Genomic DNA, 14538 nt, shown 5'->3' with positions numbered 1-14538 from the left:
CCTCGCCAGCCCTTCTTCAGCCGTATCGACGCCTTTTGCGGGTAAACCTCTACCTTTCTCTGTCGAGAAACCTATCGACTGTTCCACGTCGCAGCGCTCGACGCAGGCATAAACACCCATGGAAATTAAAATTTCCACTTCTTCGCTACCTGAAGAGGGGATTCGACGCCGTCAAGGCCCGTCCAATTCGCCCATCTTATGCACCGGACGCATAGGCTCTAGGGAAAAACACTGATGCAGCGGCGGAGTATTTTGTGTTCATATGGGCGTTATAACGTCCATATGAATCTTCGTTCGTTTCCAGTTTGCTCCGACGCGCCACATACGCCGACAGGCCGTTCTCTCCGCGATTCCCAGCAATTACCGGTGCAACTGCTTTCCCTGACCAGGGGCGGCATAGGAAAGACGAAGTCCAGATGTGCGTTTAAACGTCCAGTAGTACCGTTGTTTTTTCCATCAACTGTGTCAAAGTCATTGAGGCAAAACATGAGCGCCATTCCGGGCACCACGTACATTAAAGAACCGTCGACCGTAACGACCGCCGAAGAGAATCAACTGCGAGACCTCGTCGCCGGGATTATCAAGGATGTGGCGACTCGGGGTGATGCAGCGCTTCGCGAGTACAACAAGAAGTTCGACAAGTTCGACCAGGAAGCCATCGAAGTCACCGCGGAGGAAATCGAAGCTGCTGGTCGGCAGTGCGACGACAAGCTACTTGAAGACATGAAGTTCGGCATCGAACGCGTGACACAGTTCGCGAAGGCGCAGCTGGCGACGATGAAAGACCTCGAGGTCGAAACCATTCCGGGGCTGCACCTCGGCCACCGCCTGATTCCGATCCAGCGTGCTGGTTGCTACGTACCCGGTGGCCGCTATCCACTGCTCTCGTCGGCCCAGATGACCGTCATCCCCGCAAAGGTCGCGGGCGTCAAGGAAATCATCGTGTGTACGCCGCCGAATGTGCACCCCGCAGTTCTGTATGCTGCACACCTCTCTGGCGCGACCAAGATTTTCAAGGTCGGCGGCGCACAAGCGATTGCCGCGCTGGCCTACGGTACGGAGTCGATTCCGCGCGTAGACAAGATTGTCGGTCCGGGCAACAAGTTCGTGAACGAAGCGAAGCGTCAGGTGTTTGGTCTGGTCGGCATTGACCAACTGGCCGGCCCGAGCGAGATCGGCATTCTCGCTGACGAAACGGCCGACCCGAAGGTACTCGCGGCTGACCTGCTCGGCCAAGCCGAACACGATGTCGAAGCTCGTGCAATTCTGATGACGACATCGCGTGAAGTCGGTGAAGCGACGCTACGCGAGATGGACCGTCAACTGGCTATCCTGTCGACGCGTGAGGTTGCTGAGCCTGCCTGGCGCAAGCACGGAGGCATCGTCCTGTGCGATAGCGAGGAGTCGATGATTGCCTATTCGGACGAATTTGCGGCGGAGCACTTGCAAATCCATACGAAGAACGCGAAGGAACTCGCGCTACGCTTGACAAATTACGGTTCGCTGTTTATTGGCGACAAGGCGTCGGTCGTGTTCTCCGACAAAATTGCCGGCACGAACCATACGTTGCCGACACGCAGTGCTGGCCGCTACACCGGCGGCCTATGGGTAGGCTCCTTCATCAAGACAGTCACTCATCAATGGGTCGAGCAAAAGGCCGTCGACGTGATTGCGCCTATCTGTGTGCGGCAGTCGCACCGTGAAGCTCTGGATGCTCACCGTATCGCGGCGGAGATTCGCCTCAACTACGACGTCATCTAAAGCCCCAGAACGCGCCTAAGAGTGCCGCTACCTGCTCGTTGGAAACGAGGGGGTAGGCGGCGTTCTCGTCTTTCTTTCGACGATTCTGGACGTCGCCCGACAGGTTGAAGCAACCTGACATCCGAGCCCCTCGCAAGGGTTGCGTGCCAAATATGCGGTGGGACGTTGCGGCGCCAAGGCGCTGCAGCCTCCGTTTGATGATAGCGCGCGTCAAATGCCTTGCAGCGCGAGGTCCATCGCGAAGTAGGTGAAAATCATGTCGGCGCCGGCGCGCTTGATTGCGCCAATCGTTTCGCGCACCACGCGCGCTTCATCAATCGCCCCAGCCGCCGCAGCGAACTTAATCATGGCGTACTCTCCGCTCACCTGGTAAGCGCCAAGTGGAAGACGAGTGGCATCGCGAATCTCACGGATGATGTCCAGATAGGCGCCAGCCGGCTTAACCATCAGCGCGTCGGCACCCTCGGCTTCGTCCGCGAGCGATTCGCGGACTGCTTCCCGGCGGTTCATCGGATTCATCTGGTAGGCCTTTCGGTCCCCTAGAAGTGCACTCTCAGCCGCTTCGCGGAACGGACCGTACAGGGCGGACGCAAACTTCGTCGAATACGAGAACACCGGGGTGCCCGTCAGGCCATTGGCATCCAACGCTGCCCGTATAGCGGCAACCTGGCCATCCATGGCAGCGGACGGTGCGATAACGTCGGCACCTGCTTGCGCCGCAGCCACAGCCTGTTTTCCAAGGTTCAGGAGCGTGGCGTCGTTCTCGACATCACCGTTGTGCACCACCCCGCAATGACCGTGGGTTGTGTATTCGCAAAAGCAGGTGTCGGACATAACAATCATGTCCGGGACGGACTTCTTGATGCGAGACGCCATGCGTGCGACCAGCCCGTCGGGGCGCCACGTGTCGCTGCCAGCGTGGTCCTTGTGATGGGATATACCGAATGTCATCACCGACTTGATACCGGCTCGCGCATACTTTTCAATCTCGCGTTCCAATTTGTTCTCGGGGATGCGAGATACGCCTGGCATCGACTTAATCGGCGTGAAGTCGGTTGTGCCCTCGTCAACAAAAATCGGGAGCACGAGGTCGTCCAGTGAAAACTCGACCTCGGTGAATAGTTCGCGAAGGGCCGGAGAACGGCGGAGGCGGCGCAGCCGCGTGAAAGTGGGGGTGTTCAACTTTTTGGTCCAGTCGGTCAACGGCTTGTGGTATGTGCACCGATGGGGTTATGTGGCAACCAGGGTTTCATCGAAACGAGCAATAACCTCGCGGCCTGTGCTCATCATCTGTCGCGCCGCTGCGAGCCCATAAGCCACTTAGAAAGTCGGTGGGGAAACTGCACTGATAACTTCGCACACCTCGTCGAACGGGTTAAACATCCGATGGGGTATGCGACTGTCAAAGTAGTACGCCTCACCTTTGGAAAGACAGCGTTCGCGGCCGCCTACGACAATCATCAACTTGCCGGAAATAACGACCCCACATTCCTCAGCCTGATGCGAATAGGGCTCACCGGTATCTGCGCCGGGCGCGTAGCACTCCGTCAGCATCATGATTGCCTTACCACTCAGATTTTTGCCAATCTGACGATAGGAGAGACTCTTGCCGTCGGCAAGTTCAATCAGCTCGTCTTTACCGAAGAATATCTGCTCCTCGGTTTGGGCTTCCGCATCTGCAAAGAACTGACTCATTGGGATGCGAAGTGCATCAAGGATGCGCTTCATTGAGCCGACCGAGGGGCTGGTCTTGTTGGCTTCAATCTGCCCAATCGTGCTGTGTGTCAAGCCCGCAACTTCCGCGAGCGCCCTAATACTTAGCCCATGTTTGATTCGAAGTTCGCGTAGCCTGTTTCCTATATTCAGGTCATCTGAGGATGGTTCGTCGACGGGCGCGCGTTCGATATTTGGGATTGTGTTTGCGGTTATTACCTTTCGCTTTGCGCCGCCGGAGTCTCGCGCCTTGGCCTTCGACGTGCGCTCCTCGGCATCGCGCGGTACAGCTGCCTGCTGCATGACTGGTCCTTTGGCGGTAGCCAGGTTGGTGGATATTTTAACATCCATGAGTATCAAATAGTACACTGCCACAAAAGTTAAGCAAACACATAGACTTAGCTTGGGCAACGCGTCCCGTCTTCTCGCCAAGGGCCGTATCAAGGGTCAGTTGGCGTCTTGTGCTCCGATTCCGTCGTCTTGAGCCCCGCAGTCCTTCGACATCCCCCGCGGTCAGCCGGGTTTTTGTCGCGGAAGCTGGGTGGATGATAAAAAAACCATTGACCGTTTTTTCGTCCACCTGCACACTTCCAGTCAAATCTCCCTGCAAGCCTTTTTCACGGGTTTCCACGCGATATCCAGTTAGGCACCGGGCGTTGGGAACGCGCGTCATGAGCATGGGGTAGGTAATCGATGTCGACGCTGTGGTAGCGGCGACCGTGTCCGATTTGCACAAGGAAGCAAAATGGCTTATCTCGTTGGTGATGTTTCGAGCTCCGCTCGCTGTTTTCCGTTGATGGACGGAAAGCCGGTCGCTATTGCCCGCAGCAATGGTCCGTATGTGTGGGACGAAACGGGCAAACGATATATCGATACGGTCCTGGGTTTCGGGGGGACGATTCTTGGGCATGCGCCTGCCGCAATCGTTGAGGCCGCATCGAAGGCGTTGATGACGAACCCTCTTCCGGCGGTGAATCATTCGAGCGAAGAGGCTGCGGCAGCAGCCCTCGTGCATCGCACCGGCAAGCTAAACAAGGTGATTTTCACAAATTCCGGTAGCGAAGCCGTTCACCTTGCGTTGCGTATCGCGCGCACGTCGACTGGGAAGCGTCGAATCGTCAAAATTGCAGCGGGCTTTGACGGATGGCTCGACGGGGTGGTCTTTGGAAATGTTGGCTCAGCGGAGGCACGCTTCAAGCCAGGTCATCGACCCGCCAATGACTTCGTGACGGTCATTCGATACAACGACTTCGACGATGTCGACCAGTTGTTCACCGAATTCAATGACATCGCGGCCATCCTGGTCGAGCCCATGCTTGCGAACGCGGCATGTATCCCTGCCAAAGAAGGCTACCTGGCACATCTGCAGGCAACTGCGCACAAGCACGGCGCGCTGCTGATTTGCGATGAAGTGCTCATGGGCTTCCGTCTGCACGCGGGCCTCACGTCGCATCTGTATGGCATCGACCCAGACCTCGTGTCCGTGGGCAAGGCCATCGGCAGCGGTATTGCGGTTTCAGCTGTCATCGGAAAGGCCGAAATCATGAAGGTGGCGGAAGAGGGGCGCGCGCTGCGAGGTGGCACGTTCAGTGGTAACCCGATTGCTTGCGCAGCGGTGCTCTCGACGATGCCTGCACTCGATGAATGTGACTATCACCAACTTCGTACGCGAGGTGACTCGCTGCGCGTATCCATCGTGGAAAGCTTCAGGCGACACGGCAAGACGGTGTCGACGAGCGGATACGGCAATGTATTCAGTATCTGGTTCAGCGACGAACCGCCCGCCACTTACGACGAGGGTTTGGTGCTGGTGAACAACGAGCTGTCAATGGCGTTGCACCTTCATCTACGGCGCGAAGGCATCCTCATCATGCCGTCGCCGTACGGCCGCATGTACCTTTCGTTCTCGCATGACGATGGCGTGGTCGAGGAAATGAAACAAATCTTCGACCGCGTTGCTGAGGCGATGGCCGATATCCCCGTCGCATCCGGGGCATAAGCAAGGTTGTTTGAGGGTGTCGGCGCTGCCGGCGCCCTTTTTTGTTGGGGAAGCGGGAAGGCGTGCGCGTTCCGGGAAAGGTCGCCATGCAAAAAAGGCGCTCCGTTTCCGGTTGCGCCTTTTCAGCGTCGAGTCAAGAAACGTGGCTCGATGACCCCTTCGTTAGCGGATGAACTTGTTGACGTAGTCAGCGCCCAGCCCGATGTTCTCAAAGTGCTTACGGGCTTGCTCGATTTTCGTGAACACGTCTTCGACGGCGAGCGTCGTGCCGTACGGGTCGACGTAAGTGTAGCCGCCCGTCACGTGGAAGAGCGTCATCATCTCTTCGACGTCATCGGGAACAACGAGGGTGTGCGTTTCGCCGGGCGGTTCGGTCACGTAGTCGCCGGCCTTGGCAACCCAGTCGTGCTCAAGATAGTGCCAGCGGCCGCGCAGAGTGAAAGCGTGAACGGTGCCGCTATGACGATGGCGCGAGAGCACGCCCGCTTTACGTACGCGCAAGATGTTGACGAAATAACCGCTGGTTGCGTCGAACAGCAGGGGCTTGAAGCTGATGCCTTCCGCTTGGGACACCCACTCGTTTTCGTCGCTGTCGAGGTCCAGTGCGTTGTGGATGTAGACCTCCGGCTTGACGCCTGCCGGTTGCGGTAACTGAAAGGGGACTTTGGTGCGGTCGGGTTTCGTCACCGGCGCGCGAAAAATTTCGTCGGACATTGCTTGCCTCGTTGATGTGGGGTGTAGTCACTGTAGTGTCCGGCTCGGTAGACGTCGAGGCACCTACGATCAAGGTGATTGTGACGGTCAGTCATAGGTGAACTATGGATAAATTTGCAGAGCTGTCTGCATTCGTCGAGGTAGCCGAGTCAGGGGATTTCTCGAGCGCCGCGAGACGCCTTGATTTAACGCCCTCTGGGGTGAGCAAATCGATGACGCGGCTCGAAGAGCGCCTCGGCAGCACGCTGCTTCGCAGGTCTTCGAAGGGCATTACCTTGACCCGGGAGGGTGTGAATTTTCTTGAAGCCGCGCGCCGCGCGCTGGTCGCATTGCAGGAGGCGGAATCGTCTGCCACGCAAACACCCACGGGGACACTGAGAATCGGCTGTCTGCCGACTTTTGGCATCTATCAGCTCGCGCCTCTGATGCCGAGGTTCCAGCACGAATATCCGGGAATCCGCATTGAGTTCGCTCTCAGCAACGAAACGCGGACGCTTCTCGACCGACAGTTGGATGTTGCGATTGTGAGCGGAAATCTCCCCGACACCTCACTGGTCGCCAAGCGATTCGCCACCAGTCGGTGGCTCGCCTGTGCATCGCCGATGTATCTGCGCCGATTCGGACGTCCATCGACGCTGGAGGAATTGCGAGACCACGTCACGCTGAACTTTACGCAACGCACACCTTGGAACGTCTGGCTAGAGTCGTTGAGTGTTGATGATGACGCTGGGTTGAGGCGTCAGTACGGCGCTAATTACGGAGACATGCTGCTCGCACTCGCGCGTTCAGGCACCGGCATCGTGCGGCTTGCTGAGTATCACCTCAGCAGTGATTTGCGCTCCGGCACCGTTGAAGAAGTGCTGCAGGGGCAGCTGAATGAAGAGGACGAAGTGCTCTATCTACTCTACGAAAAACACAAGCATCTGAGTCGCCGTGTGTCCGCTTTCCTGAGCTTCATGGAGCAAAATTTCAAGGAGGGAAGCGAACCTTGGAAATCGGTCAGAGCCTAGTGTTTGCAGGGTTAACGCGTAGATTTTAGGTGGTAACCCTGATGCCGAACGTTGTGTCTATGGATGATTTTGCGTCCACGTGTAATTAAAACTTGACGGGTGAGTTTTGGTGACAAATATTCTGGTCTACCGGAGTTTATAACGTCCGGTCGAAGAAACGGACAATCGAGTGAGATGCGACAGAAACCACCTCGCTGTGGTCGCATCCATCAGGTTGCGCGACGACCATTTCATCCTAGAGGTTCAATCGTGGTATCAAAACTCAAACTGCTCACGAGTTGTTGTGTGGCCGGCGCGCTCCTGAGCGCTGTCTCTGTCGCTCAGGCTCGAGACCTGACCGTTGTTTCGTGGGGCGGCAATTTCCAGGACGCCCAGCGCGAAATCAACTTCAAACCCTTCCAGCAAATCTTGGGCAAACCTGTCTTGGACCAGAGCTGGGACGGCGGTATCGGCGTCATCCAGGCAAAGCTCAAAGCAGGCGAGCCGAACTGGGATGTGGTCGAAGTTGAATCTGAGGACCTCGGTCAAGGGTGCTCAGACGGCCTGTTCGAGAAGCTGGACTGGACGGCTCTTGGCGGCAAGAAGAGCTTCATCCCGACCGCTGTGAGCGATTGCGGTGTTGGCACGATGGTCTGGTCCACTGGTCTTTCGTACGATGCCAACGTGCTCAAGTCCGCTCCGACTTCTTGGGCAGACTTCTGGGACACGAAGAAATTCCCGGGCAAGCGAGCGCTGCGCAAGGGTCCGAAGTACACGCTCGAATTCGCGCTGATGGCGGACGGTGTTGCCCCGAAGGACGTCTACAAGGTCCTGAGCACGCCGGCAGGTGTCGACCGTGCGTTCAAGAAACTCGACCAGCTTAAGGGCGACCTCATCTGGTGGGACGCAGGTGCTGCTTCGCTGCAACTACTTGCTTCCGGACAGGTCGTGATGACCGCGGCATACAACGGCCGTATCACCGGTATTGACCGCAGCGAGAAGAAGAACTTCAAGTTTGTGTTCCCGGGCAGCATCTACGCTGTCGATTCGTGGGTGATTCTGAAGGGCTCCCCGAACAAGGCCGACGCCATGAAGTTCATCGCATACGCGAGCAAGCCTGACGTCCAGGCAAAGCTCCCGCAATACATCGCCTACGGTATGACGAACACGAAAGCCCAGGCGTTGGTGCCGCCGCAGTATGCAGCTGAGCTGCCGACCGCGACGGAAAACATGAAATCGGCTGTTCCTCTCGATGCCGATTTCTGGACTGACAACATCGGTCCGTTGACGCAACGCTTCAACGCCTGGTTGGCGAAGTAAATGTAGAAGGGCGGAGAGCCCAAAGGTACTCCGCCTCAACGTAGCAAAGCAAAGTCGAAATGAGTCGGTAACGGGACAGGTTGGAGGTTATGTGAGTGCATTCATCAGTTTTGACGCGGTTTCCAAGAGCTACGGTGACGTTAAGGTCATCGACGGTCTCAATCTGGACATCAACCGCGGCGAGTTCGTCAGCCTTCTCGGACCGTCCGGCTCAGGCAAGACCACGATGCTCATGATGCTTGCCGGCTTTGAGTCGCCGACCAGAGGCAAGATTCTCGTTGACGGCAAGCGCGTTGACCATCTACCGCCTCACGCGCGCAACATGGGTGTCGTTTTCCAAAGCTATGCGTTGTTTCCTCATATGAGCATTGCGGACAACATCGCCTTTCCACTCAAGATGCGCGGTCTGGCGAAGTCCGAGCTCAAGGCGAAGGTTGCGCGAGCATTGGACATGGTCCAGCTGTCGTCAGCGGCCGGGCGGAAACCGGCGCAACTGTCGGGTGGCCAACAACAACGTATCGCGCTTGCGCGGGCGTTGGTTTTTGAGCCCGAAGTCGTTCTGATGGACGAGCCGCTTGGCGCGTTGGACAAGCAATTGCGGGAGCACATGCAGCTGGAACTGCGCTCCCTGCATAAGTCGCTCGGACTCACCGTTGTCTTCGTGACGCACGACCAGAATGAGGCAATAACGATGTCGGACCGGATTGCCGTGTTCAACGCAGGGAAAATCGAGCAGATTGACGACCCGAAGACTATTTACTCGAAGCCGTCGACTCGATTCGTTGCGCAGTTCATTGGAGAAACGAACCTCATGAGTGGTTCAATTTCCCAATTGAACTCCGACGGCTCACTCATCGAGCTAACTGATGGCACCACGGTACTCGGTCGCGGCGACGCAAAATTCCGCCAGGGTGCGGACATCATGCTGTCTGTGCGTCCGGAAGCCCTGTCGTTCTCGCAGGTTGCGCCCGGCGCTAATGCATTGTCTGTGACCATTGAGGACCTGGTTTTCCAGGGTGACCATACGCGCGTGCATTTGAAAAGCGGCGATACGACGCTCGCGGCTCGTGTGCCGGGCGCAATCCACACTTTTGAGGTCGGTCAGGCCACAAAGGTGTACTTCGCTCCTGAAGCATGTGCGGTGGTGGCGCCATGAAGCAAGCTCACGCAAACGCAGAGGCGTACATGGCAGTACCTTTGGTTGAATCCAGTCCAGGATGGCTGGCCCGCCTTAATCGGGATGGAAAGTTGAGGGCGGTAGCGCTGGTGTTGCCGTTGGCCGTCTTCCTGTTTGTATTTTTTGCGCTCCCGCTCTTCAATGTTCTGAAGGCTGCAGTGGTGAATGACGCAGTGAAGGTCGGACTTCCGCAAACTAGCAAAGCCATCTCGAAGTGGGATGGCAAGTCGGGGGTTTCGCCTGTTATCGAACAGGCTGTTTTAAAGGACGCGGCGTGGGGCTCGGACAATCAGGATAAGTTTGGCGACGCTGTCCGTCAGCTGAACGCAGATCTTCCAGGATTTCGCAGCCTGATGGCCAAAACACAACGCGCCGTCTCGAACGCAGAAGGCAGTGACGCGTTGTCGCTGAAGCTGATGGAAATCGACCCCCGCTGGTCAGATTCGACGTACTGGCTGACCATCAAGCGGGATTCGCATGTCCTGACTGACAACAACCTGCTTGCTGCTGTCGACATGCACCGCACTGCTACGGGGGATGTCGAGTCGCTTCCGGACGGGACCTCGGCGAACCGTCTCATTATCAGTCGGACGTTTCTGGTTTCGTTCCTTGTGACTCTGCTCTGCGTTGCGATTGGTGTGCCATATGCGCTAATCGCAGCCAAGGCCACCGGTTGGCGCAGGCATCTGATGCTCACGATGGTACTCATCCCTCTGTGGACTTCCCTTCTGGTTCGTTCGGCAGCGTGGGTGGTCATCCTGCAGGACCATGGTGTGGTGAATGACACGCTGGTCGCGATTGGCGCTATCGCGCATCCATTGCAACTGATTTACAACCGCACGGGTGTATTGCTCGCCATGTCCCAGGTGCTGCTGCCGTTTATGGTGCTGCCGGTGTACAGCGCAATCCAGGCTGTTCCGAAGAATCTGATGCCCGCAGCATCGTCGCTCGGCGCGAAGCCATTGACCGCGTTCACCAAGGTGCTGCTTCCGCTTATCTTTTCGGGGATCGTGTCCGGCGCGCTGCTCGTCTTCATGTCCGCGATTGGGTACTACATCACACCGACGTTGGTTGGTGGGGCCGGCGACCAGATGATTAGCTCGGTTATCGCGTTTTACGCGACAGGAACTGCGGATTGGGGGCGTGCAGCGGCACTGGGCCTAATCCTTCTCTGCGCGACGCTCGTCCTGTACGTGGCGTATGCGCGCGTGTCGAAGTCCAACGCGCTAATGGGTGACTAAGATGCTGCGTAAAATTGTTTCCGTTATCGTGGCGGTCGTCATCATGGTGTTCCTTATCGGCCCCATCGTGGCAATCCTGCCATTAGCATTCACCTCGAATATCTTTCTGACCTATCCGATTCACGCGTTCTCGTTTCGGTGGTTCGAGACCTTGATGTCCAGCGATACCTGGCACCGCTCTATAGTGAACAGTCTGATTATAGGCTCATGCTCGACGTTGCTCGCGACCGTGCTAGGAACAATGGCGGCATTGGGGCTCCGCGGTAAGCGGCTCCCGTTCGCGGGAGCCGTCAAAACAGCGTTTCTGCTGCCGATGGTGGTACCTGCGGTCGTGCTTGGTGTTGGTACGCAGATTGTTTTTGGACGCATGGGCATCGCGAGCACCTACATCGGTGTCATCGCCGCTCATACAGTTCTTGCGCTGCCCTTCGTGCTGGTGAACGTGCTTGGCTCGTTGTCGGCAATTAATCCAGCGCTGGAGCGCGCGGCAAGCAGTCTTGGCGCCAAGCCCCTGAGCATATTCGTGCGCGTCGTGATGCCACTTGCAATGCCCGGAATTGTGTCTGGCGCAGTGTTTGCGTTCGCAACTTCGTTGGATGAAGTGGTCATCACGTTATTCGTAGCGGGTCCGAATCAGTGGACGCTTGCACTGCAGATGTTCTCGAGTCTTCGTGAAAACGTCACGCCAGCTGTCACGGCAGCAGCGTTCGTCCTCATCCTTGGGACGATGACCTTGATTGGCGTCACTGCACTGGTCAAGGCGCGTTTGCAACGCGGAGCCGCCTTGAAGGGCGCCTAAGTCGTAGGGCGTCATTCGAGACGGGTGGGTTGGGGATGCCTCAATCCACCCGCTTTTCGTTTACCGTCCGGGTTTCACGCCTGCTGATAGCGAGTGGGCAACCGGTTTCCCGTCTCGGGTGTGATTAAACAATTTTTCCGTGTGAGAAAAGACGTGCGCACGCAAACCTGCTTTACCGCGCACGCACAGGGAGTGATTCCGAGGCATCTCTCACGGCAATTAAGGTAAGCAATCTATATTTATCGATAGGTTGTGAGCGTGCACTCGACAGAGAGGGCGGTGTGCCTAAAGCCAGATGTTGGACCTTGTGGTTGTGAGCCAGGCACAACCGGATGTCCAGCAATATTGACGTCAAAGAGCTACACCTACGACGAGCTGAGAGCTGGCGTTGTCGGGTCACACGCTCGTTTCGATTCGCCGACCGGCACCGAGTATCTGCCGGACTCGATCGCACCGGCGACTGGCGCGCTGAGTTCTCTCTCGTTCGATAACTTCGAAGTGAATGGCCGATGCCAGACAACGCCCGCGATGGCTGCGGTGGCGATGTACACGTACACGAAGAGGCATGTCGCAATGCGGCGGGTTCTGCGGCCCCGAGCTGGCTTACAGTCGGTCTGATGTGCGACTATTCGCTCTCGAAGCGCACGGACCTTTACGTGCAGGGTGTGTATCGACAGGTTTCCGGCAGCGCGCTGGATTTTGCCGCAATCCCTGGCGCTGCGGGTTCATCGTCGAGCAGCAGTCAGATTGCTGCTCGCGTCGCGGTGATGCACCTGTTCTAACCGCTGGAGGCACGGTTCAGCGACAAAGGGCGGCAGTGGCGCCCTTGATTAAAACGTCGGCGGCGAAACGGCGCTTATAACTTCGCACTCTTCGTCGAACGGGTTGTACATGCGGTGAGGCTGACGGCTGTCGAAGTAGTAGGCCTCGCCTTTCTTCAGACAGTGCTCACGCGAACCGACCACGATCATAAGCTTGCCGGTTACAACGACGCCACACTCCTCAGCTTCATGAGAATACGTTTCTCCTGTGTCGGCGCCGGGGGCATATCGCTCATGGAGCATCATGATTGCCTTGCCCTTGAGATTGGAGCCGACCTGGCGGTACGAAAGTTTCTTGCCATCGGCCAGTTCTACCAACTCCTTTGCCGCGAAGAAAATCTTCTCTTCGCTCTTTGTCTCTGCCTCAGCGAAGAACTCGCTCAACGGCACATTCAGCACGTTGAGGATTCGCTTCATCGAGCTAATCGACGGACTCACCTTGTTGGCCTCAATTTGCGCGATGGTGCTGTGCGTCAGACCTGCAGCTTCGGCGAGACCTCTAATGCTAAGGCGGTGGGCCGTTCGGAGTTCTTTCAGGCGGTAGCCAATGTCCAGATGCTGGGAGCCGACATCGCTCAGTTCAGGGCCGCTCGTCTTCGACGCAGCCTTTGAGACCTTTTCGTGCGCCACCGGTGCTTTCTTGCGTTTCAGCGCTATCGCTTGGCCGGGCATGTTGTTGCATCTCCGTTTCAATCTGAGCCGCAGTCCGGGCGGACGCCCAGTATGGCTCGGCGGGGCGATCTGACCCCGACATTATCTGTCCATTTTAACATCCACGCGGTTTCCTACCAACAGCCATCATAGGCGCATGGTTTGAGCACCAGCGACGTCGGAGCCCCTGCCCGGTGGTCCGTGCCAGGCAACGCACACCAGCCTTTCGTCGGCCGGACCTGCGCAGGCTTAAATAGGATCCGCGAGTATGGTTTTATTGACGTATTCAATTTGACAGCCGACTATGTCGACGTCGATTGCATCAGCGGTCAGGTCGAGCGCGGACGGCAGTTCGGGATCTGACTGTTAGCTCTCGCCGCCCCGAGGTCTCAGCTGCTTCCAAAAATGAACATAAATTAGTATAACTAAGATGAAGAACATTATTCTCACGCTGTCGTTGTCGGCCCCTGTCTTCGCCCTAGCTCAGGGGGCTGTCACGTTGCACGGCATTGTCGACGAGGGATTTACACGTCTGGCCCACCTGACCAGCCACCGTCTTTGGCGTGAGCATCCAGTAAGGAGCTGGGACGATTGAAACCGAGCACGACCCCAACACAGCCGGGCGCTTTATTACAAAGTGCAGGGCGGCACGGGCCGTGTAACGACTTCTCCCACGAAACAGAATCGAAGTCTGCTCCGACCTCGTCGGCAGGGGCGGCAGATGGTGAGCCCCACGTTAGCGGACTAGCTCGATAAACACTCCTGGGTAAGCAGATACGCACCTCGCGGTGTCCAGCGATTTGTCATACCGTGCACGTTCGCCAATTCTCGTTCGGCTTCTTTTAGGGAGCTATCAAACCTTGCCTTGCGATTGGCACGCCGTCGTCCAATGAAGCTGACGACCGCGGCGGCTTCATTGGCTGCGTATCTGAGTTGCAACGCCAAGGTTTGCGGGTCCTCATCGATGCGCTCAGCATTTCACGCGCTTCTGTTCGTCCTATTTCCGCTAGGTACTTTCACTAGTTTTGAAAAGCTTGGCAGTTCAGTTTGTTTGCTATACATTTTGGTATACCAGTCTGGCGTACTAAAAGACCAGCGTTGCGCTACATCGAGCCCATCGATTAACCGCAGTCCGGATCTACCCTAGATGACGTGGGTGTCTCTTATGTAGCAATTCAATTTCCATCTGAGAGGAGGTGATGGGCGCATTCAAAGACCGTCGTCGCTGCTGTCACTTGCGATACCTGAGATTGCTGGGCGAGGACGTCGAGCAGAAATTGCCAAGTTGTGTCAAACAAGTGTGCAGATCGGTAAGGGAAAACGGCACGGCCGAGTGCGTTCGCACTCGGCGCT

The 14538-nt window shown here is 56.9% G+C and carries 12 protein-coding genes; 8 read left to right on the top strand and 4 right to left on the bottom strand.

What is annotated here, in order from left to right; translation table 11 throughout:
* Nucleotides 1-486 precede the first annotated feature (486 nt).
* Complete coding sequence (gene hisD, locus DSC91_RS36925; protein WP_115783730.1) at nucleotides 487-1761, top strand: histidinol dehydrogenase; 1275 nt, start codon at nucleotides 487-489, stop codon at nucleotides 1759-1761.
* Between the two features lie 210 nt (nucleotides 1762-1971).
* Here the strand turns inward: hisD and hemB are convergent, their stop codons facing one another.
* A complete protein-coding gene (gene hemB, locus DSC91_RS36920; protein WP_115783729.1) occupies nucleotides 1972-2943 on the bottom strand; it encodes a porphobilinogen synthase in 972 nt (323 codons plus the stop codon).
* A 138-nt stretch (nucleotides 2944-3081) separates the two neighbouring features.
* Nucleotides 3082-3777 carry a cupin domain-containing protein gene (locus DSC91_RS36915; RefSeq protein ID WP_115783728.1) on the bottom strand — a complete coding sequence of 232 codons (696 nt, stop codon included), beginning with the start codon at nucleotides 3775-3777 and terminating at the stop codon, nucleotides 3082-3084.
* Between the two features lie 442 nt (nucleotides 3778-4219).
* Here DSC91_RS36915 and DSC91_RS36910 point away from each other — a divergent pair, with 442 nt between their 5' ends.
* The gene (locus tag DSC91_RS36910; protein WP_115783727.1) at nucleotides 4220-5473 is read left to right on the top strand and encodes an aspartate aminotransferase family protein; all 1254 of its coding nucleotides are present in this window, start codon (nucleotides 4220-4222) and stop codon (nucleotides 5471-5473) included.
* 162 nt (nucleotides 5474-5635) lie between these two features.
* Here DSC91_RS36910 and DSC91_RS36905 read toward each other — a convergent pair whose 3' ends face one another.
* A complete protein-coding gene (locus tag DSC91_RS36905) occupies nucleotides 5636-6187 on the bottom strand; it encodes a 2,4'-dihydroxyacetophenone dioxygenase family protein (protein ID WP_115783726.1) in 552 nt (183 codons plus the stop codon).
* Nucleotides 6188-6291: 104 nt separating this feature from the next.
* Here DSC91_RS36905 and DSC91_RS36900 point away from each other — a divergent pair, with 104 nt between their 5' ends.
* The 6 genes from DSC91_RS36900 (at nucleotide 6292) to DSC91_RS37775 (ending at nucleotide 12495) form a co-directional block, all read left to right on the top strand.
* Nucleotides 6292-7197 (top strand): LysR family transcriptional regulator, encoded by a 906-nt coding sequence (locus tag DSC91_RS36900; protein ID WP_115783725.1) that lies wholly within the window; start codon nucleotides 6292-6294, stop codon nucleotides 7195-7197.
* A 285-nt stretch (nucleotides 7198-7482) separates the two neighbouring features.
* Nucleotides 7483-8496 (top strand): ABC transporter substrate-binding protein, encoded by a 1014-nt coding sequence (locus DSC91_RS36895; protein WP_229758337.1) that lies wholly within the window; start codon nucleotides 7483-7485, stop codon nucleotides 8494-8496.
* Between the two features lie 91 nt (nucleotides 8497-8587).
* Nucleotides 8588-9652 (top strand): ABC transporter ATP-binding protein, encoded by a 1065-nt coding sequence (locus DSC91_RS36890; protein WP_115783723.1) that lies wholly within the window; start codon nucleotides 8588-8590, stop codon nucleotides 9650-9652.
* Between the two features lie 107 nt (nucleotides 9653-9759).
* Nucleotides 9760-10914 (top strand): ABC transporter permease, encoded by a 1155-nt coding sequence (locus DSC91_RS36885; RefSeq protein WP_244218040.1) that lies wholly within the window; start codon nucleotides 9760-9762, stop codon nucleotides 10912-10914.
* 1 nt (nucleotide 10915) lies between these two features.
* Complete coding sequence (locus tag DSC91_RS36880; RefSeq protein WP_115783722.1) at nucleotides 10916-11713, top strand: ABC transporter permease; 798 nt, start codon at nucleotides 10916-10918, stop codon at nucleotides 11711-11713.
* A gap of 509 nt (nucleotides 11714-12222) precedes the next feature.
* A complete protein-coding gene (locus DSC91_RS37775; protein WP_162831542.1) occupies nucleotides 12223-12495 on the top strand; it encodes a porin family protein in 273 nt (90 codons plus the stop codon).
* Between the two features lie 48 nt (nucleotides 12496-12543).
* Here DSC91_RS37775 and DSC91_RS36870 read toward each other — a convergent pair whose 3' ends face one another.
* A complete protein-coding gene (locus DSC91_RS36870) occupies nucleotides 12544-13206 on the bottom strand; it encodes a cupin domain-containing protein (protein ID WP_115783720.1) in 663 nt (220 codons plus the stop codon).
* Between the last annotated feature and the right edge of the window lie 1332 nt (nucleotides 13207-14538).

This window comes from Paraburkholderia caffeinilytica, assembly GCF_003368325.1.
GTDB classification, from domain to species: Bacteria; Pseudomonadota; Gammaproteobacteria; order Burkholderiales; family Burkholderiaceae; genus Paraburkholderia; species Paraburkholderia caffeinilytica.
Note: the sequence above shows the minus strand (reverse complement) of the source record. Positions and strands in the feature narration are given on the sequence as shown.

What these genes read in the sequence shown, in the direction of transcription:
- hisD (WP_115783730.1), top strand. Translation starts at nt 487, where the DNA reads ATGAGCGCCATTCCGGGCACCACGTACATTAAAGAACCGTCGACCGTA.
- DSC91_RS36915 (WP_115783728.1), bottom strand. Translation starts at nt 3,777, where the DNA reads ATGCAGCAGGCAGCTGTACCGCGCGATGCCGAGGAGCGCACGTCGAAG.
- DSC91_RS36910 (WP_115783727.1), top strand. Translation starts at nt 4,220, where the DNA reads ATGGCTTATCTCGTTGGTGATGTTTCGAGCTCCGCTCGCTGTTTTCCG.
- DSC91_RS36905 (WP_115783726.1), bottom strand. Translation starts at nt 6,187, where the DNA reads ATGTCCGACGAAATTTTTCGCGCGCCGGTGACGAAACCCGACCGCACC.
- DSC91_RS36900 (WP_115783725.1), top strand. Translation starts at nt 6,292, where the DNA reads ATGGATAAATTTGCAGAGCTGTCTGCATTCGTCGAGGTAGCCGAGTCA.
- DSC91_RS36880 (WP_115783722.1), top strand. Translation starts at nt 10,916, where the DNA reads ATGCTGCGTAAAATTGTTTCCGTTATCGTGGCGGTCGTCATCATGGTG.
- DSC91_RS37775 (WP_162831542.1), top strand. Translation starts at nt 12,223, where the DNA reads ATGCCAGACAACGCCCGCGATGGCTGCGGTGGCGATGTACACGTACAC.
- DSC91_RS36870 (WP_115783720.1), bottom strand. Translation starts at nt 13,206, where the DNA reads ATGCCCGGCCAAGCGATAGCGCTGAAACGCAAGAAAGCACCGGTGGCG.